Raw genomic sequence first — 19,327 nt, 5'->3', positions numbered from 1 at the left:
AGATAGGGGGGGAAGAGTGTGGCGTAGGTTAATAGGAGTACTTATTATATTACTAATAGCTGGTGGACTTTTTTTTAGTATGAATAATGATAATATGGCAGATAATTCTAATACTAAATCTTCTCAGCCAAAGAAAGAAGAAATTAAAAAAGAGGAAAAGAAGGAAGTTCCCCAGAAGGAAATTAGTGATGCTTTATTAAAAGTTTATAATGTAGATAAGACTACTAAGTTAAAGTTAGAGGCTGAAAAGATGATTCAACTAAATAATCAGAGTCATCTTCAACTTAGAAAGATAAAAGCCAAAGTATTTGATGAGCAAAAAGATCAAGATAAACCAAATGTTACATTAGTGGCAGCTAAGGGGATTTATTATCCTAAAGAAGGCAGATTAGAATTCTTTCCTCCTCTAAGTGTAATGAAAGAAGGACTTAAAGTAAAGGCTGATCTTTTAAATTGGAATCAAAGTAAGAATCATTGGCAAGGTAAGGGCAATGTAGTAATTATTCAAAAAAAGAAGAATATAAAGTTAACCGGTGATAGTTTTACTGCTTATATTGATTTAGATAGGCTACAGGTTAATGGAGATACCAAGTTAGAAAGACTAAAGGTAGGTGATGAGGTTGACTTTTAATAAAAAAAGTATAGGTTTAGTTATAGTCTTAATTAGTTTATTAATTGTTAATATGGGATGGACACCGTCAATTACAGCTAAGGAAGCGACAAAAGATGAATTTGAAATTTTAGCTAATCAGATGACTTTAGAGAATGATAAGTTAGTAGCTAAAGGTGATGTTAAAGTTAATAGTAATCAAGGTAGAATGACAGGTGATAAATTCTGGTTAAATAATTCTACTGAAACTGGAGAATTAATAGGAAACCCTATTTTAAATAGTCAAGGTTGGAGAGTAACAGGTAGTAAATTTGAAATTGATTTTGCTAAGGAAGAGCTTTTTATTCCAAGTAATGCTCACATGGAATCTAAGAAGTTAGTAGCAGATGCTAACCAATTGCGATTTTTAAATCAGAAGGATCAAGCTGTATTAACTGGTCAAGTAGTAGTTATTGATCAAGATAGAAGGTTAACTGGTGATAAAGTTATCATTAATCTTAAAACAGAGAAGATAAATTCAATAGGAAGAACTAAACTTACTTTACCTTCTAAAAATCAAAATTCAGGAGAGAAAAAGTAATGACAATTAGAGCTGAAAATTTAGTCAAAACATATAATAAGGTAAATGTAGTAGAGGATGTTAGTTTTACTGTTAATCCTGGAGAGATAGTTGGGATTTTAGGGCCTAATGGTGCGGGAAAGACTACTACCTTTTATATGGTAGTAGGTTTAGTTAGACCTAATCAAGGAGAAGTTTATCTTAAAGATGAAAATATTACTAAACTATCTATGCATAAAAGGGCTAGGGCAGGGATTGGATATTTAGCACAGGAAGCATCAGTCTTTAGAAAACTGACGGTAGAAGAAAATATATTAGCTATTTTAGAAATGATAGACCGCGAAGAGGATAATATGGAAATAGTAGAATCTTTATTAAATGAATTTGATATTCAAAATATTCGAGATCAAAAAGGTTATACACTTTCTGGTGGAGAACGTAGGAGGGTTGAAATAGCTAGAGCTTTAGCTACTAAGCCTGAATATATTCTTTTGGATGAGCCGTTCGCTGGGGTGGACCCGATTGCGGTAAGTGATATTCAAGAAATTGTTTCTTATTTAAAAGAAAAAGGGTTAGGCGTTTTAATTACAGATCATAGTGTTCGAGAGACTCTAGAAATTACAGATCGAGCTTATATTATGCATGAGGGTGAAATACTTTTATCTGGTACATCAGAGGAGATAGCCAGTAGTGAGTTAGCTAAAAAGTTTTATTTAGGAGATAAGTTTCAAATGTGAGGTGACAGGATGAAGATAATAGATAAATATATAATTAAAGAATTAATGGCACCATTATTTTTTGGAGTTTTTGCTTTTACCAGTCTCTTCGTTGGAACTGATATCTTATTTGAGTTAGCAGATTTAATGATAGAGTGGGGAGTTTCTATAGGTACTGCTGGTAAATTATTCTTTTTAAGTCTACCAGAGGTAATAGTGTTAACTTTTCCTATGGCTATGTTATTGGCTACTCTTTTATCTTTTGGTCGACTTTCTGGAGATAGTGAAGTAGTTGCCCTAAGGGCTGGTGGTGTTAGTTTTATTAGGTTAATAATTCCCGTCTTAATTATTGCTTTTTTAATTAGTGGTTTAACTATTGTATTAAATGAAACAGTAGTTCCTAATAGTCAAGATATGTATCGAAAAATAACTTGGGATGTAAAACATCGAGAGAAGATGCCGACTACTCAAAAACATCTACGGATTACTCCAATTGATCCTAAGACTGGGAAAATAGATTATATTTTTTATGCTTACACTTTTGATGGGTCAACTATGACTATGCAAGATGTAACATTTCAAGATTATAGTAATGGTAAAGTAGTGCAGGTAATTGAGGCTAATAAGGCTAAATGGACTGATAAACAATGGCAATTTATTGATGGAATCATTTATAATACCAGTTCTAAAGAGCGAGTACCTACTATGGAATTTAATAAATATTTTGTAAAGAAATTAAATAGAGAACCTAAGCAGATGACTAGAGCCCAAAAGGAACCTGATGAAATGAGTTTAAATGAATTAGATAAGTATATAAAACTGCGAGAAGAAGAGGGGAGAGATACAGCTTCTTTAAGAGTCTTATACCATCAGCGATATGCAATTCCTTTTTCATGTTTTATCTTTGCTTTAGTAGGTGCCCCTTTAGGGTTGCAACCTAATCGTTCTGGAGCATCTATTGGATTAGGATTAAGTATAGTTATTATCTTTATTTATTACACTTTCATGACTATTGGGTCTACATTAGGTCAAGCAGGCACTCTAGCACCAGCTATAGGAGCATGGTTGCAGAATATAATCTTTACTATAGTAGGAATAGGGCTAGTTATTAAGACTACACGATAAAGGACTACACGATAAAGATGATATAGACATTCTCAAGAATACCTAACCAGTAAGGAGGTAGTAGTATGGATATCACTCTATTATTTATTATTTTAATTATTATTAGTGGACTAATAGCATATATTGGTGATCAAATTGGGATGAAAGTAGGACGTAAAAGGTTATCATTATTTGGATTACGACCTAAACATACTTCTATTTTAGTGACTATTTTAACGGGGATTTTAATTACAACAATTACTATTACCTTCTTATTGATTACTTCGCGGGGAGTAAGAATGGCGCTCTTTAATATGGAGGCTATGGTTAAGGAATTGAATACGTTATCGAGAAAAGTTGAAGTTAAGGATGATAGGCTAAGCGAGATGCAAGGTGAAATTGATGCTAAAGGTAAAGAGTTGAATAATTTAAAGAAGCAGAAGGGAAATATTCAAAAACAGCTACAACAAACAATTGATGAATATAAATCTGCTAAAGAAAAATTAAAAAAATCGCAAAAAGAATTAGAAAGACTAACAAAAGTAAAGAAGGATTTATTAAATAAGGTTGATGATTTAGGACAGGAAGTTAAATCTTTAGAAGGTAAGATTAAAGATTTGAATAAACAGAAGGAGAATTTAGAAAAACGGGTAGATGATCTTTCGTATAGTCTGAAATTTGTAGGTCAAAAGTACCTCAATTCAATGACGGGAGATATAGTCTATCAAAAAGGTGAAATAATTTATTCTAAGGCTATTCAGGCAGGTAAGTCTGATAAGATTACAGTCGAAAGTTTAGATAAATTCATTATGAAAGCAAACCAAGCAGCTGTTAAAAAAGGAATTAAGGAGAATGAAGATGATAGAGTCATAAAGATGTATGAAGATGACTTACTTAGGGTGGCTAAAACTTTAAGACAGCAAGATCAACAAATGGTAGTTAGATTAATTGCTCAAAAAAATACTCTAAAAGATGAAGAAGTATTGGCTAGGTTTAAATTATATGAAGATCATCAAGTATATCGTCAAAATCAGTTAATATCTAGAAAGCAGATAAATAATATAGATTCTTTACAAGATTTAGAAGATGAATTGGAATCTTTCTTAACTGAAATTAATAATCAAGCAATTAAAGATGGATTAATTCCTAACTCACAAGGAAAAGTAGGTAATTTAAATTTCAGTCGTTTTTATTCCTTATTTAATAAATTACAGAAGTTAGAAAAGCCTGTTCAAATAAAAGTAGTAGCCAAAGAAGATATTTGGCGTAGTGATTCTTTAACCTCAAATATTAAGTTTGTAGTTCGGTCTTTAGCGAGGTGATATAATAATTGATTTTAGGTATAGATCCTGGTAGAGAAAAGTGTGGTTTAGCATTAACTGAAGAAACTGACGTTATAATAAAAAAAGAGGTAGTGGAAACTAGTAATTTAGTTGAGATGGTTAAAGAATTATTAAGTACTCATCAAATTGACCTTATAGTTATTGGAGATGGAACGTTATCACAAGATATAATTAATAAATTTAAAAAAAGCTATAGAAAAGAGGTTAGGATTGAAGAGGTAGATGAGACCAATTCAACTTTAGAAGCAAGAGAACTTTATTGGCAGAAGAATCCACCTCAAGGTTGGCGTAGATTTATTCCTACTTCATTCCAAACTCCTCCTTGTCCAGTTGATGACTATGTAGCTGTGATTTTAATTGAACGATATTTAAATAAAGGCAAATAATAATTTATTATTATTTGTTTAAATAAAAGGTATTTTAAGTTGAATATAGAAATTAAATATCAAGCATATTATTAGTGAGGAGGGAATTTGATGAAGAGAATAGCCTTGTTGTTAACGTTTATTATGTTATTAACAGTTGCAATGCCAGTATTAGCAGCTAACCCTTTTACTGATGTTCCATTAGGACATTGGGCGTATGATGCAATTTCTAAAGTAGCAGAGCTAGGTCTTATGGAGGGTACTCCTGAAGGTGACTTCAATGGAGAGGAATCTATGACTCGCTATGAAATGGCTGTTACTACAGCTAGAATTGCAGATATGGTAGAAAAGAAGTCTGCTCAGTTAAGTGACGGACAGAAAAAAGAGGTTCAACAGATGTTAAGTGCCTTAGAAACTGAATTTTCTCAAGAGTTAGAGCTAGTTAAGGCAGAAGTAGAACAGAATAAGTCAGATATTAATACTCTTAAGAAGAAATCAGAAACGAATAATAAGTTAAGTATAGCTGCAATAGTAATAGCTATAATAGCAGCAGCTTCTAATTAATTTTTAACTGAATACATATTATTTCTAAAGACCTCTTATTAAAGAGGTCTTTTCCTATTTACATAATCTTACCAAGAGGATTTAAGAGGAAATAGTTGAATAAATAAAGTGAGGAAGAATTAAATATTAAATAAAAAATTGTAATAAAATCAATTACCAGATTTTGCTTAAATTTTTTTGCAGGAATATGTCGAAAAAAGTAGAATAAATAAAATAGCAAGTTAAATATAGTCAATAAAATACAGAGAAAGTAAACGGGTTACATAAATTGTAACTGGTGATTAAGACACTTTTTGAAAGTATATTGACTTTGTATTTATAATGTTTCATTTATAATAGTTAATAAAGTTTTCATTCTTAAAGTAGGTTAATTCAGGCAGAAAGGAGGTGAACCCCATAGATAGCCTGGGTGCTGTAATTTAAGAATGAACTATTTCGAAATACTTTAGCTGGATAGAAGTGAACATAAGTTAGGGAAATAATAAGAGATGAGGAAACACGGTCACTCATTTTTGAACTTCCCCTGATTATGTAAACTGCGAAGAGCTAAAGTAGAGTAGATATAAACCAAAAATCAAACTAAGAATCAAACTAAAAACTAAACTAACAAATAATCTAGGGGGATTTACAAATGAAAAAGAAAGTATCTATTCTATTGGCTGTAGTAATGTTATTCGCATTAACTGCACCGGTAATGGCAAATCCATTCAGTGATGTGCCAACTGATCATTGGGCTTATGACGCAATTACAGAAGCAAGTGAACTAGGAATTATAACAGGGTTTGAAGATGGAACATTTAGAGGTGACGAAAAATTAACTAGATATCAAATGGCAGTAATTGCTGCTAGACTTTCTGCTCAATTAGAAAATGAGGATATCCAAGATCAATTAACTTCTGAGCAGCAAGCTGCAGTAGCTAAAGATGTAGAAGCTTTAAAAACTGAATTCAAGAATGAATTAGCTGCTTTAGATAAGAGAGTTACTGCTTTAGAAGACAAAGGACTTAATGTAAGAATCAGTGGTGAAGCAAATACTATCTTCACTGACACTAATTTAGAAGGAAATCCTGACTTTGGAACTGCAAATACTGAAGATGGTCAGTATTGGGAAGATTGGGATGACACTTTAGATGATGATGCTCCAGCTCAGAAAGAATTTAAGCAGGAGTTAGACTTTAATATTGAGACTATCGTTGATGAGGATACTACTGTTAACTTAACTTTAGACACAATGGCTGATAGTTTTGCTAATGGTATTGACTGGGCAGGTGAACCTGCTACTGATGCACCGGCATTTAAGTTAGATGATGCTTTATTAGCAATTGACACTCCAAGCTTTGGATTCAAAGCTGGTGACTTTGCAGATTATCACTTAGCTAATTTCTTCTATGATGATGAAGACGTAGAAGGTGTAGAAGTAACTGGTAAAGCACTAGGAACTGATCTTTTCGTATTTAGAGGTCAAGATGATGATGCTACTAATGCTAACGAGCTTAAAGCTGCTAAGGTAGCTAGAAATATCGCTGGTGTTGACTTAACTGGTGAATACTACCAAGCTAATGACGATGCAGTTTATGGTGTAACTGCTAAGACTGATTTACTTCCACAAGTTAGTTCTGATGTTAAGTACTTCGAATATGATAATAACTTAGAAGATAACTACTTAGTGGATGGTGAATTTTCTACTAAAGTAGGAGCTGTTAATGCAGCTGTTGGTTACAAGAAAGTTGGAGAGAACTTTGATGGGTATAATGACTTCAAAGGTGACGACGATATTTATGATGATAAAGAAGACTATGAACCAGGTATTAAAGGATATAGAGTTTCTGGAGATATGAATGTAACTCCTGAGCTTAACGTATTCGCTAATGTAGAAGATGAAGATGATCAAATTGCTAATGATGAAATCTTAACTACAGAATTAGGAGCTAAGTATGCTCTAACTTCTAACACTAATGTAATGGCTAGCTATGAGTTAGCTGACTCTGATAACAATAATGACGTTGAAACTGTTAAAGCTGGTGTAGACGCTAAGTTGTTAAATGATAAGTTAACTACTGTTGCTAACTATGAGTTAGAAGATATTGATAACGGAGTAGAGACTACTACTCTAGACGTTAGAAATAAATTAGCACTTACTGAAGCTACTGCCTTAACTGCTGATGTTCAGTTTGAAACTGAAGATGGAACAGCAGATACTGAAAGAGAATACTATGCAGTAGGTACTGACCACAAGTTAACTGATAATACTTCTGTAGGAGTTGACTATAGAGTATTAGACTTTGAAGATAATACAACTACAACTAATAACTATAGAGCAGAGTCTATTAATGGAGAGTTCAAGGTTAAGTTTTAATTAGAAACTTAACTATAGACTTAGCTTAGAATTAAGGCCTTCGGGATTTCCCGGAGGTCTTTTTTTATATTATGAAGGTATTCGCAATTTTTTATAGAATATATACATATAATAAATAGAAGAATAGATGCAAATTAAGAAAGGAGGGATGAAAGGTCCTCAGGGGATCAAATATTATGAAAAAATATTATGTTTTAGTAATTATTATATTGATATTATTGGTTTCATTGTCTACGTGGGCACGGACACCTGATTTAGGGTCCTCATCCCTGTTTCAAGCTAATTTAAAAAGGAAATTAATAACTTCAGTTAATAAACAATTTAATTTAGAGATATCTTCAGAGTTAGGTGCTTGGTTAAAAAATTTGAATCATCAAAATAAATTAGTTAAAGAAAGAGAAAATCTTAGAAGTAAGAAGAATGATGATAATAAATTTGTTAAGGGAATAACATTTTATAAAAGTCATGAGAAATTAGATAGTAAAGTTGATTTATCTGCTAATGAGCGAGTTTTAATTCGAAAAGAGGTAGGTTTAGAGTTAGCTATTTTACCAGGAGTATTAATGGATAGCAGCTATCAGATGACAAAAAAAGAAGATTTAAATGTATCTATGGAACCGGAATTAGAACAGGAATTGGGTTTGTCAATAGATTATAATTTAAATAAAAAGTTAAATTTAAATGCAGGTTATTATTTAGCTAATGAGAAATCTACATTTGTGACTGATAATGAAGATGAATGGTCAAATTACAAATCTAATTTAGAAGAAAGCATGAATGAAAATGAAGTTGATAATTTGGAAGGAGAACAGACCTTTACGGACAATATTCAAAAGATAGGAATTGATTATCAAACCTCAGATAAAACTAAGATATTTGCTGATTATTTAGAAGAAGAATCAGCATCTAACGATGAATTTTTTACAACAGCTGTAGGATTAGAGTATAATAATAATTCTGAAAAGATAACTGTTCAGTATCAGGTTGAGAATTCCGATGATATGAAATCTAGTTCTGCTGGTATTGAATTAGGGCTTAGTGATTTTGCTAAATTAAGGGCTATTTATACCATGGTAGATGATACGTCTACTTCAGGTATTCAAGGAACAGATGGTAGTGACCCTAATTTTAAATCAGATTTATTAGATTTAGGACTTGATTTAAATGTAAATGAAGATACTAAAGTTAAATTAGGTTATCAATTGGCAGATGAGGATGATTCTAAAGAAGATAATTTATTAGATAAATTTAAACCTAAGGCAGCAGATGTTAAATTAGAGATTAAATTTTAGGAGGCTTTTTCATGAAACGAGCAATTAGTAGTTTTGTAATATTAACTTTATTACTTTCATTAATGAGTTTTAATCTATGGGCAGGAGAGATTCAGCCTACATTTTCAATTAAAAAATTAAATGTAGTAGAAGAAAAAATTTATGGTCATCAAACAGCAAAGCCGCTTTTAATTAGAATAAAGGATTTAGAAAAGGAACTGTATGGGAGAAAAATGTCTGGTTCTTTAATAGAACGGGCTAATAGGATTACTAATGTAGTATTAACTAACCAGCCTCATAGACCTTCTTTGCTATTTACACTTAGTGCAGTTGAATGGTCTTTACAACAGCAGGTAAGTCAAGGACCAATTAAAGAAAGGTTAGCTAAGTTAGAGAAGTTACTATTAGGTGAAGAACAGTCAGGCTCTATTTCTAGTCGAATAGGTAAGTTGCTTAATTATAGTTTGCCTCAAGGTAAGATCAAAGTAAAAGAGATTGATATTCCTTCACATACTTTAGTTAAAATAGAATTGTTAGAAAAGCTAAATTCTAGTCAAGTAAGAAAAGGAGAGAAAATTCCATATAGAGTAGTCAATGATATTCTTGTTGATGGAAAGCTAGTTTTGCCGGCAGGAAGTAGAGGTAAAGTTACAGTTACTGGAGTTGAAGAGGCTAAGAGTTTTGGACAAGATGGTAAGATTAAATTAGATTTTAATAAGATTGCTTTAATGGATGGAACTAAAGTGGGATTGAATATAGCTAAAAAAGCTATGGAAGAGAATCGTTCTATGAAGATGGCAGTAGGAGCTAGTATTTTAGGAACAGCTATTTTAGGTCCAGCTGGATTAGTAACGGGATACTTTGTTAAAGGTGATGATAAAGTGATTAAAGCAAATCAACCTTTCTATGTAGAAACTCAATTTCCAGTAGTAGTTTTTGGAATTCCTATAGAGCCAAGTATGAAGGATGAAGCTGATATGAAAGGTAATGTCAGTAAAAGCGATGAATCCAATATGAAAGATAAAGCTAAAAAGTAATAAAAAGAATAGTCAAAATACCTAACTAGTAGTTTAAACTATTAGTTAGGTATTTTAATTTGTGCTAAAAGAAGGAAAAATTACTTAAAGGAGATTTGTAGGGTTTATAGAAAATAAAAAGATAGAAGTCTTATTAGTTAGTTAAGTAGGAAGGGTGTAATGAATGACAAAAAAAGTAGTAGTTGGGCTAATGTTAATAGTGATTATTTATTCAATTCCAGCAATGGCTCAAGCAAATGCTCCTTTTAGTATAGAAGCCAATAATCTAACTATGGATCAAGCTGAAGGGATGGTTAGGGCTAATGGACAAGTTAAAGTTGAATTTTCTACCAGAACTTTGTTAGCTGATGAAATAGAGATTGATTTAAATACTAAAGATGTACTAGCAATTGGGAATGTAACTTATATTGAAACCAATAAAAAGCTACAAGGTAAGAGGTTATTATATAATTATCAAACTGAAGAAGGGACTTTCTTTAATACAGAAGGTAATTTCCATGAAAGAGGTGGAGTCCCTCAAAATTTTGCAGGTGAGAAGATTAAGATGGTAAATGGTGATTTTGAATTAAAAAAAGCTACACTAACTTCTTGTCAAAATCCAGATGCTCATTATAGATTAGTTGCTAGAAAGGCTACGATTTATCCTGGAGATAAACTAATAGCTAAAGATGTTGAGGTGTGGTTAGGAGATTATCATATCTTTACTTATCCTGTTTATAAAAGATCTTTAGGTGAAGATGAAACACCACTTCCAAGCTTTGGGTATAATAACCATGATGGAGCTTATATGGAATGGGAATATGAACATTATATCAATGAAGATTTAGAAGGAGATATAGATTTAAAACTTGCTTCTAAAGATACAGATAAAGCAAGATTAGATTATGAATATGATATAACTGATCAGATTGAATTAAATCCTATCTTTGATTATGATAAAGATAGAGAGAATACTTGGTATACTAAATTGATTTTTGATGGAGATTTTGCTAATGGTCTTAATTTAGATTTTGATCTTAAGTATGATAAAAAAGAAGAGAATGATTCGGATAAGATCATGGGAGATATCCAGGTATCGCAAAAGATTGATAAATTCTATTGGGAAGTGGAGCAAGATTATAATAAAGAGTTAGATCCTGATGCTGATAAGAATTGGAATTATGACCCTCAGTTGACTTTAGGAATGTTTAATAATGCAATTGGAGGATCTAATCTAATTACTAATCTTAGATATAGAAACGGAGATATTCTATTTAAAGATGATGAAGAGATAAATCGGCAAGATGTGAGAGTAGATTTGTGGAATGATGATTATGAATTGAGTCAAGGGTTGACTTTAGATACAGACACTACGCTATGGCATGCTTGGTATGATACAGATGATGATTACAGTGCTTATAAGTTAGGCTTTGATTTAGAACAAGAGTTACGTGCTGTGACTGATATAGAATTTGGATATGATTATATCTATGAAACAGGAGAACCGCCACTTGCTTTTGGTTCTGGTTTTGAAGATTTTGATGACTTTGATGATGATAGAGATTTAGCTCCGCATAATACTGATTTAGGTTGGCGGAATTATTATGATCTACTCTTTGATGGTCATTGGATTGTGATAGATATGGATCATATGCTTAAATGGCAGTTAGAAGGTCATAGAAGAGAATATGAAACTGGTGAGAGTTATGATTATTACGGATATGAAACTAAATACCGTTACTTTTTGACTGATGAATGGTTGGTAAATTTAAATTATGAACGTAAAAAGGAATCTGGTAATAATCCACCAATTGGTAGTGATAATGAAGCTGTTAAGAATGAATTTAATTTTGGTTTAGATTATGAGAATAAATTTAATAAAGGTGGTTATCTACATTTAGATAGTAATGTAGAATATGATGTTTTTGATAATGAGTATACTACTATTAGTCTAGATTCGGAATATAGGACTAAAGAAGAGAATTTAGCATATTGGAGTGTAGAGAGTTATATTGAATATGATTTATTAACAGATGGGTATGAGGAGCAGGATTTAGAGTTAAAGCGTGTTTATGATTGTATGGAGTTTATTGTTACTGTTGATTTAATGACAGATGGGGAAAAGAAGGATAGTGTTGAATTTGAGTATGAGATTAAGTATTAATTATATTTAATAATATTAAATAAATGAGGGATAGAATTGATCTATTATTTAATATATAACTTATTATTAACTGGAGCATTTATAGTTTTTTTGCCTATTTTATTATATAAGATGTTTATTAAAGGGAGATATAGAGAGGATTTTAAGGAGCGATTAGGTTATTTACCGGATAGGCTTGATTATTTACAGGATGAATCAGTGATTTGGGTTCATGCCTCTTCGGTAGGAGAGACTATGGCAGCTAGTTCTTTAGTGAGTGAGTTACGAGCTAAGTATCCTGATCATAAGATTCTTTTTTCTAATATGACTGATACTGGGCAACAGACAGCCCGAAAGAGTATTAAAGAAGCGGATGAATTCATTTATCTGCCTTTAGATTTTCCTTGGACTGTTAGACGGTCATTAAAGAAGGTAAATCCAGAACTAGTTATCGTTATTGAAACAGAACTGTGGCCTAATTTTATTAAGTATGCTAAAGAGTATGGAAGTAAAGTAATAGTAGCCAGTGGGAGAATTAGTGAGCAGAGTCTCAAGAGTTATAAATATTTAGGACCATTATTAAAGAGAATGTTACAGCAAGTAGATCGCTTTAGTATGCAGTCTAAGCAAGATAGAGAAAATATTTTGCGATTAGGTGCTAAAGAAGAGAAAGTAATTAATAATGGAAATATTAAATTTGATAAAGAATATGCTGGAGATACTTCAGAAATTAAAAATAGTTTATATCAAGAATATAAACTAGAATCAGAAGAACCAGTTTTAGTATTAGGTAGTACCCATGATGATGAAGAGAAGAGATTAATACCAGTATATAAGGAATTGAAGAAGCAGTTTCCAGACTTAATTATGATTCTAGCGCCACGATATATTGAGCGAACTGATGAAATAGAGGATTTATATCAAGAAGCTGGAATAGATGTCGTCCGACGAACTGAGCTAAAGGATAGAGACTCTAGAGCAGAATCGGTTATATTATTGGATACTATCGGTGAATTAGCCCAAATATATAGCATAGCAGATTTAGTCTTTATAGGTGGTAGTTTAATAAAAAGAGGCGGTCATAATATATTAGAACCGGCTGCCCATGGTAAATTAGTCTTTTTTGGTCCTCATATGTTCAACTTTAAGGATAGTACTAAGTTAGCTTTAGAGTATGGAGCTGGAATTCAAGTGGCAGATGAAGAAGAGTTAACTGATAAACTATCTTATTTCTTGCAGAATCAAGATGAATTAACTCAAAGGGATAACCAAGCCCTAGAGATGATTGAAGCTAATAAAGGAGCTGTGAGCAAGAATTTAGAGCTAACAGATGAGTTACTAGAGACTAGAAGGCAAGAGTTAAGAAAGAAGATTTTAATTGTTAGACTAAGTGCTATCGGTGATGTGATTCATGCTTTACCGGTTGCCAGGGCAATGAGAAAGAGTTACCCTAATTCAGAGATTAGCTGGATTGTAGAGGAGAAAGCTAAGGATTTAGTAATGGATAATCCTAATTTAGATCGGATTATATTATTACCTAAAGCAGAATGGAAGAATAACTTTAAAGAGAATAAATGGGAGGCTTTAAAGGAAGCTAAAAGTTTCTTTGATGATTTAAATGAATATGATTTTGATATCACATTAGATGTACATGGTCTTTTTAAGAGTGGCTTAACTACTTATTTAAGTGGAGCGTCTCAAAGGATTGGCCCGAAGAATGGTCGGGAAGGTAGTACTATATTTTATAATCAAAAAGTTGAACTACCTAAGGAAGAGATCCACCAAATAGATAGAAATTTATATTTAGCTCAAGGTATTGGAGCTGAAAGTGAAGAAGTTGGCTTTGATATATCTATCTCTAAAGAAAATGAAAAGAGAATAGATGAACTATTTACTGAGTTATCTATTAATGTAGATAAAATATTGATAGCTATTAATCCTTTTACTAGTTGGACTTCGAAGAATTGGTTACCGGAAAGGTTTGCACATTTAGCTGATAAATTAATTACAGAATTAGATTGTGAAGTAATCATGACTGGAGGTCCAGGTGATCGGGATGGAGTTGATGATATTATTAACTTAATGGAAGAGGATGCAGGTATCTACAACTTAGCTGGAAAGACTAATCTAAAAGAGTTAGCAGAGCTTTATAATAGAGTTCAATTATTCATTGGTGGTGATACAGGACCAATGCATTTAGCAGTGGCTATGAGTACGCAGGTGATAGCCTTGATGGGACCTACTACTCCTACCACTCATGGACCTTATGGTAAGCAACATAAGGTAATTCAACCTGATATAGACTGTAAAGAGTGTTGGGATCGAGTTTGTAAGCAAGAACATATCTGTATGGATAAGATTACTGTAGATGAAGTCTTTAAAGAAACTAAAAAGATCTTAAATTAATGGGAGATTTAAGGAGTGAGCCAATTGAATGAGGAGATAAAGAATGCAAAAAGAATTGTAGTAATTGATTTACTTTATTTAGGTGATTTATTATTTGCTACTCCTTTTTTTCAAAACTTAAGAAATCATTATCCAGAAGCTAGAATAGATTTGGTTGTTAATTCTAATTTTTTCGATATTATTGAAGAAAGCCTTTATTTTGATAATATTTATGCTTATAATAAAAATTGGAAGCTGAAAGAAAACTGGCAGTTTGCTAAAAAGTTAAATAAGAATAATTATGATTTAGGATTAAATATCCATGGTAATTGGCGCACTGCAATTTTATTAAGGTTAATTAATCCTGATTATACTGTGGGCTATGGTGGTAAGGGAAAAGGCATTTGGCTAAATCAAGAATTAGCTTCTAGTGCAGAAAAACATATGGCTGAGGTATATCTAGATTTTTTAGAAGATCTAGGAATTAATGAAATTGATGAAGTCTCTTTAGACTTAAATGTTAACCCAAGAGCTCAAAGATCTATGCAGAAATTTTTAAAGGCAAAAGAAGTTAAAGCTTCAGATAAAGTAGTTGGTTTAAATACAGGTGGTAGCTGGCCGACTAAACAGTGGAAGGCAGAGGGGTTTGCTAGGTTAGCCGATAGATTACAAATAGATTACAATACAAAGGCAATATTTTTTGGAGGACCAGGGGATGTTGATAGAGTAGGAAAAATAATTAGCAAGATGCAAACGACTCCTATTGTAGCGGCTGGGGAGACAAGCTTAAAAGAGTTAGCTGCTTTAGCTGCGGAGTGTGATCTCTTCATTAGTGGAGATACAGGGCCAATTCATGTAGCAGCTAGTGTCGGGACGCCGACTATTGCTATTTTTGGGCCATCAAATGAAGTTAAGTATCACCCTTATGGAGAAGAACATCATGTGGTAAAGACTGATATTGACTGTCGTCCTTGTGGTGACCATGAATGTTCTTTAAAGCATCATGACTGTATGGAGAAGATAGAGGTAGATGATATATTGAGAGTGGTTGAGGAGGAAATTTAATGGGCTTGCTTGGGGCATTAGTTTTAACTTATAATGAAGAAGAGAATATTATAGATTGTTTAGAGAGTATTAATTGGATTGATGAATTAGTTGTAGTTGATTCATACAGTGAGGATGAAACTGTAGAGCTCGCTAAGCAACATACTGAAAAAGTATATCAAAGAGAATTTGATGATTTCTCGTCTCAAAGGAACTTTGGTTTAGATCAGATTGAATCTGAATGGGTATTAGTGGTTGATGCAGATGAGCGGGTAACTTTTGAGTTAAAAGAAGAGGTGTTAGAGAGGTTAAATAATCCGCAAGCCGAAGGTTATCGGATACCTCGTAAGAATTACTTTTTAGGTAAGTGGATTAAGTATTGCGGTTGGTATCCGGATTATACACTAAGATTATTTAAAGTTGCTGATAATAGATATAGTGGGTTGGTACATGAAGGAATCAAGATTGATGGAAGAGTAGATAAATTGGATAATGCTTTTATTCACTATACTTATCGAAACTTAAAACATTATTTAGATAAGATTAATCAGTATACGACTTTGGATGCAGAGGATAAGTATCAGGCTGGTAAGAAAAAAGGCTTAGCCTATATCTTATTAAGACCTGTTGTAGAATTTATAAAAAAGTATTTTTTAAAGAAAGGTTTTTTATTAGGCTTTCAAGGTTTGATTCTATCAATCCTTTCTTCTTATTATCAATTCTTAAAGTATATTAAGCTTTGGGAGAAACATGAAGTAGACTCAAGGGGCGATGAGTAATGAAGAAAATCTTATTTTTAAATAGTTGTGTAGAGTGGGGCGGCGGAGAAAAATGGACTTTTGAGACTGCTTATGCTTTATATCAAAGAGGATATGATGTGGTTGTAGGTAGCACTCCTAAAAGTGAATTATATCAGAAATCCCAAAAAGCAGGTTTGAAGGTGAAAGCGGTACCAGTTAAGAATAGCTTATCGGTACTGAATCCTTACAAACTATTTTCTTTTATTAATTACTTAAAGAAAGCAGCTATAGATACTATTTTTCTAAATTTATCACAGGATTTAAAATTTGGAGGAATAGCAGGAAAATTGGCAGATGTAGATAAAGTTATATATAGGCGTGGTAGTGCTATTCCGATTAAAGATAGGTTTTATACTCAATTTTTACTAGGAGATTGTGTAACAGATATTATAGCTAACTCTAAATCAACTCAAGAGACAATTTTAGAGAATACTTCTCAGTGGTTATCTGAGGAGAAAATAGAAATCATCTATAACGGCATTAAGTTAGATCAAGTTAAAGAGAGTGGAATAAAGACAGATATTAGAAAAGAGTTTGGTATAAGTCAAGATGAAATTTTAATTGCTAATGTAGGTAGATTAAGTAAGCAAAAAGGACATGAATATCTAATAGCAACAGTGAAAAGATTAATAGATAAAGGTTTAGATAACTTTAAAGTATTAGTAGTAGGCAAGGGAGAACTAGAAAGTGAAATAAAGAAAGAAGTAGAAGATTTAGGATTAAATGATTATATAATTTTTACTGGATTTAGAACTGATATTTATAATATAATGAGACAGATGGATTTTTTATTGCATACGGCCCTCTGGGAAGGGTTTGGGTTTGTGATTGCAGAAGCCATGGCGGTAGGCAAACCGGTAGTTAGTACAGATGTGAGTAATATTTCTGAAATTATGGTAGATGGTGAGACGGGTTATTTAGCTGAAAGTAAAAATCCAGATGATATAGCTGATAAAGTGATTAAGATGATTGATACCTCTCAAAGACAAGAGATGGGACGATTAGGTAAAGAGATAATAGAGAATAACTTTGGTTTTAAGAAAATGATAGACCGGTTAGAAGCAGTATATTTATAGGTTTTTAAGTTAGAATGGAGGCAAATTATGTCAGCTAAATTAAAGAAGGCTGTCAAAAAAGAGATAGAAGCTGGAATAGAAAAAAAGAGTGATGGTAGGCTGCTTTGGCTAGCTAAAGGTTGGAATAATAATTTTAAAGAATTTATAAGTGGTTTTGATGAAGAGAATAAAAGAGGAGATACCATTTATGATAAACGTAATTCTTTAATTCATATTAATATCAATCAAGAGTTAGGTATTAAAGAAGATATAGTGATTAAAGAATTTAAGCTTACTCGTAAGTATGACAAGCTTAGATTCTGTTTTTTAAATTCTAAAGCTATACGTTCATTAGATATAGCTCTTGCTTTAGAGAAGATAAATGTTAATACCCCAAAACCGATAGCTGTTATTGAAAAACGAGGGAAGTTTAATAAGATAATTTATAGCTATTTTGTTACTGAATATATTGATTATGATTATAACTTATTAGATATTGTTAAGGATGATAATCATCCGCTGCGAGGAGAGGTTATTAACTTCTTACCGCAGATTGCTCAGGATGTAAGAAAGATGCATGAGGCAGGTATAGTGCATAATGATCTTCATGCTGGTAATGTTTTAGTAGATAATATAGATGAGAATCCTAAATTTTATTATATAGATTTAAATAGAGGAAGAATTAAGGAAAAATTAAGTACTAAGATTAAGTTAAAGGATTTAGCTCGTTTTAAGTTATGGCCAAAAGAATGGGAAATATTTATGAAGAACTATGCCCCTGAAAATCATCAAGATTTATTAGACTTAATGATTAAGCAGCGAGAGAAGCGAAAAAGGTTTCTTAATTTTAGAAGGAAGTTAAAGGGGATTTTTAGAAAATGATCTTTTAGGTTAATTAGTGTTTGCTATGAAACTAAAAATGGACAGATTGTATATTAATTTTAGTTATTTAATGATTTATATTAAGGAAAAGAACGAGAGGTGAATTTTTTTGATAGATATACTAAGAACAGTTAGAGAAAAATTAAAATATTTACCTGCTAGATTATTCAACTTTCATAATGATGGTGATAACAAAGATATATTTATTTTTACCAGTCCACGAAGTGGTTCAACTTGGTTAATGGAATTAATAGCTTCTCAAGATAATATCAAATATGTTAATGAACCTTTACATATTAATCGTCATAAGGGTTTATTAACAGATATTAATCCTAATTGGGTAGAGATATATTCTGGCCAAGATAGAAAAAGAAAGTTTTGTAATTTCTTTAATCGAATAATTAGTGAGGAATTATTTGTTGGTCAACAGAAGTTTAAAGAAATTCATAAAGGACAGTTTGATTATTTTACTAATAGAAGAGTTTTTAAGATTTTAAGAGGTAAAGATTTAATTAATGTTTTTGAAGAAAAATTTGAAATCCAAGTAGTTTATTTATTAAGACATCCTATAGCAGTTGCTTTATCTTTAATGAAGGAAGATTTAGAAGATAGAGTTAATCATTTTTTAGCTAATAAAGATTATAAAGAGCAGTTTTTACATGATGATCTAATTGAATTTAGTAGATCTATTTTAAAGAATGGTTCAAGATTTGAAATTAAGATTTTACAGTGGTGCCTTGAAAATTTACCTTCTCTTAAATTTTTAAATAATAAAAATTGGATAGTTATAAGTTATGAAGAAATGGTGGTTGAAGAAGAGAAAATATTAAGAGAATTATATAAGGAATTGGAATTAGAAAATTTAGATAAGCTTTATAGCCAAGTTAAAATTCCTTCAAGAACTACTGATGAAAAAAACCAGAAATTTATAAATGATAGTACAAATGAAATTATTAATAAGGAGTTTTTAATTAAGAAATGGGATAATGTAGTTTCACAGATTCAAAAAGAAAAGGCATTTGCTATTTTAGATGAATTTGGAATTGACATTTACCAATTAGGTCAATTCACTATTAATAAAAAAAGTGAATTTTTTATTAATTAAATTCTAGAA

17 protein-coding genes are annotated in these 19,327 nt (G+C 31.6%); all 17 read left to right on the top strand.

The genetic code is table 11. The features are described from left to right. Window positions 1-16: 16 nt before the first annotated feature. The 17 genes from lptC to B5D41_RS04450 all read left to right on the top strand — a co-directional run bounded on the left by lptC (window position 17) and on the right by B5D41_RS04450 (window position 19,318). Window positions 17-631 (top strand): LPS export ABC transporter periplasmic protein LptC, encoded by a 615-nt coding sequence (lptC, locus tag B5D41_RS04530; protein WP_078809427.1) that lies wholly within the window; start codon window positions 17-19, stop codon window positions 629-631. Beyond that, window positions 621-1,190, top strand: coding sequence for an LptA/OstA family protein (locus B5D41_RS04525; protein ID WP_159442884.1), 570 nt, complete (start codon window positions 621-623; stop codon window positions 1,188-1,190). Before lptC ends, B5D41_RS04525 begins: the two co-directional genes overlap by 11 nt. Further along, entirely contained in the window at window positions 1,190-1,906 is a 717-nt protein-coding gene (gene lptB, locus B5D41_RS04520; RefSeq protein WP_078809425.1) for an LPS export ABC transporter ATP-binding protein, read from the top strand. The genes B5D41_RS04525 and lptB overlap by 1 nt, the downstream gene beginning before the upstream one ends. A 9-nt stretch (window positions 1,907-1,915) precedes the next feature. After that, a complete protein-coding gene (locus tag B5D41_RS04515) occupies window positions 1,916-3,010 on the top strand; it encodes an LptF/LptG family permease (protein WP_078809424.1) in 1,095 nt (364 codons plus the stop codon). Between the two features lie 65 nt (window positions 3,011-3,075). Then, the gene (locus B5D41_RS04510) at window positions 3,076-4,311 is read left to right on the top strand and encodes a DUF3084 domain-containing protein (protein ID WP_078809423.1); all 1,236 of its coding nucleotides are present in this window, start codon (window positions 3,076-3,078) and stop codon (window positions 4,309-4,311) included. A gap of 8 nt (window positions 4,312-4,319) precedes the next feature. Next, window positions 4,320-4,718 (top strand): Holliday junction resolvase RuvX, encoded by a 399-nt coding sequence (ruvX, locus tag B5D41_RS04505; RefSeq protein WP_078809422.1) that lies wholly within the window; start codon window positions 4,320-4,322, stop codon window positions 4,716-4,718. Between the two features lie 90 nt (window positions 4,719-4,808). Further along, on the top strand, window positions 4,809-5,261 hold the full coding sequence (locus B5D41_RS04500) for an S-layer homology domain-containing protein (protein WP_078809421.1): 453 nt from the start codon (window positions 4,809-4,811) through the stop codon (window positions 5,259-5,261). 631 nt (window positions 5,262-5,892) lie between these two features. Then, window positions 5,893-7,617: an S-layer homology domain-containing protein gene (locus B5D41_RS04495; RefSeq protein ID WP_078809420.1), complete on the top strand. Its 1,725-nt coding sequence runs from the start codon at window positions 5,893-5,895 to the stop codon at window positions 7,615-7,617. 176 nt (window positions 7,618-7,793) lie between these two features. Next, window positions 7,794-8,909, top strand: a complete 1,116-nt coding sequence (locus B5D41_RS04490; RefSeq protein WP_078809419.1) for a ring-infected erythrocyte surface antigen domain-containing protein — start codon at window positions 7,794-7,796, stop codon at window positions 8,907-8,909. Between the two features lie 11 nt (window positions 8,910-8,920). Then, complete coding sequence (locus tag B5D41_RS04485; RefSeq protein WP_078809418.1) at window positions 8,921-9,925, top strand: hypothetical protein; 1,005 nt, start codon at window positions 8,921-8,923, stop codon at window positions 9,923-9,925. Window positions 9,926-10,088: 163 nt separating this feature from the next. Then, on the top strand, window positions 10,089-12,068 hold the full coding sequence (locus tag B5D41_RS04480; protein ID WP_078809417.1) for an LPS-assembly protein LptD: 1,980 nt from the start codon (window positions 10,089-10,091) through the stop codon (window positions 12,066-12,068). Window positions 12,069-12,104: 36 nt separating this feature from the next. After that, window positions 12,105-14,453 (top strand): glycosyltransferase N-terminal domain-containing protein, encoded by a 2,349-nt coding sequence (locus tag B5D41_RS04475; RefSeq protein ID WP_234983891.1) that lies wholly within the window; start codon window positions 12,105-12,107, stop codon window positions 14,451-14,453. Between the two features lie 24 nt (window positions 14,454-14,477). Beyond that, a complete protein-coding gene (gene waaF, locus B5D41_RS04470) occupies window positions 14,478-15,497 on the top strand; it encodes a lipopolysaccharide heptosyltransferase II (protein ID WP_078809416.1) in 1,020 nt (339 codons plus the stop codon). Continuing rightward, window positions 15,497-16,255: a glycosyltransferase family 2 protein gene (locus B5D41_RS04465; RefSeq protein ID WP_078809415.1), complete on the top strand. Its 759-nt coding sequence runs from the start codon at window positions 15,497-15,499 to the stop codon at window positions 16,253-16,255. Before waaF ends, B5D41_RS04465 begins: the two co-directional genes overlap by 1 nt. Then, entirely contained in the window at window positions 16,255-17,352 is a 1,098-nt protein-coding gene (locus tag B5D41_RS04460) for a glycosyltransferase (protein ID WP_078809414.1), read from the top strand. The genes B5D41_RS04465 and B5D41_RS04460 overlap by 1 nt, the downstream gene beginning before the upstream one ends. A 27-nt stretch (window positions 17,353-17,379) precedes the next feature. Further along, on the top strand, window positions 17,380-18,213 hold the full coding sequence (locus B5D41_RS04455; protein WP_078809413.1) for a lipopolysaccharide kinase InaA family protein: 834 nt from the start codon (window positions 17,380-17,382) through the stop codon (window positions 18,211-18,213). 109 nt (window positions 18,214-18,322) lie between these two features. Further along, window positions 18,323-19,318, top strand: a complete 996-nt coding sequence (locus B5D41_RS04450; protein ID WP_078809412.1) for a sulfotransferase — start codon at window positions 18,323-18,325, stop codon at window positions 19,316-19,318. The last annotated feature ends 9 nt before the right edge of the window (window positions 19,319-19,327 follow it).

The sequence above is a fragment of the Selenihalanaerobacter shriftii genome, from assembly GCF_900167185.1.
Taxonomy (GTDB): domain Bacteria; phylum Bacillota; class Halanaerobiia; order Halobacteroidales; family Acetohalobiaceae; genus Selenihalanaerobacter; species Selenihalanaerobacter shriftii.
This window is presented reverse-complemented; position numbering and strand designations above follow the sequence as displayed.

Coding starts and splice junctions, on each gene's coding strand:
- lptB (WP_078809425.1), top strand. CDS start 1,190: ATGACAATTAGAGCTGAAAATTTAGTCAAAACATATAATAAGGTAAAT.
- B5D41_RS04515 (WP_078809424.1), top strand. CDS start 1,916: ATGAAGATAATAGATAAATATATAATTAAAGAATTAATGGCACCATTA.
- B5D41_RS04510 (WP_078809423.1), top strand. CDS start 3,076: ATGGATATCACTCTATTATTTATTATTTTAATTATTATTAGTGGACTA.
- B5D41_RS04500 (WP_078809421.1), top strand. CDS start 4,809: ATGAAGAGAATAGCCTTGTTGTTAACGTTTATTATGTTATTAACAGTT.
- B5D41_RS04495 (WP_078809420.1), top strand. CDS start 5,893: ATGAAAAAGAAAGTATCTATTCTATTGGCTGTAGTAATGTTATTCGCA.
- B5D41_RS04490 (WP_078809419.1), top strand. CDS start 7,794: ATGAAAAAATATTATGTTTTAGTAATTATTATATTGATATTATTGGTT.
- B5D41_RS04485 (WP_078809418.1), top strand. CDS start 8,921: ATGAAACGAGCAATTAGTAGTTTTGTAATATTAACTTTATTACTTTCA.
- B5D41_RS04480 (WP_078809417.1), top strand. CDS start 10,089: ATGACAAAAAAAGTAGTAGTTGGGCTAATGTTAATAGTGATTATTTAT.
- B5D41_RS04465 (WP_078809415.1), top strand. CDS start 15,497: ATGGGCTTGCTTGGGGCATTAGTTTTAACTTATAATGAAGAAGAGAAT.
- B5D41_RS04460 (WP_078809414.1), top strand. CDS start 16,255: ATGAAGAAAATCTTATTTTTAAATAGTTGTGTAGAGTGGGGCGGCGGA.
- B5D41_RS04455 (WP_078809413.1), top strand. CDS start 17,380: ATGTCAGCTAAATTAAAGAAGGCTGTCAAAAAAGAGATAGAAGCTGGA.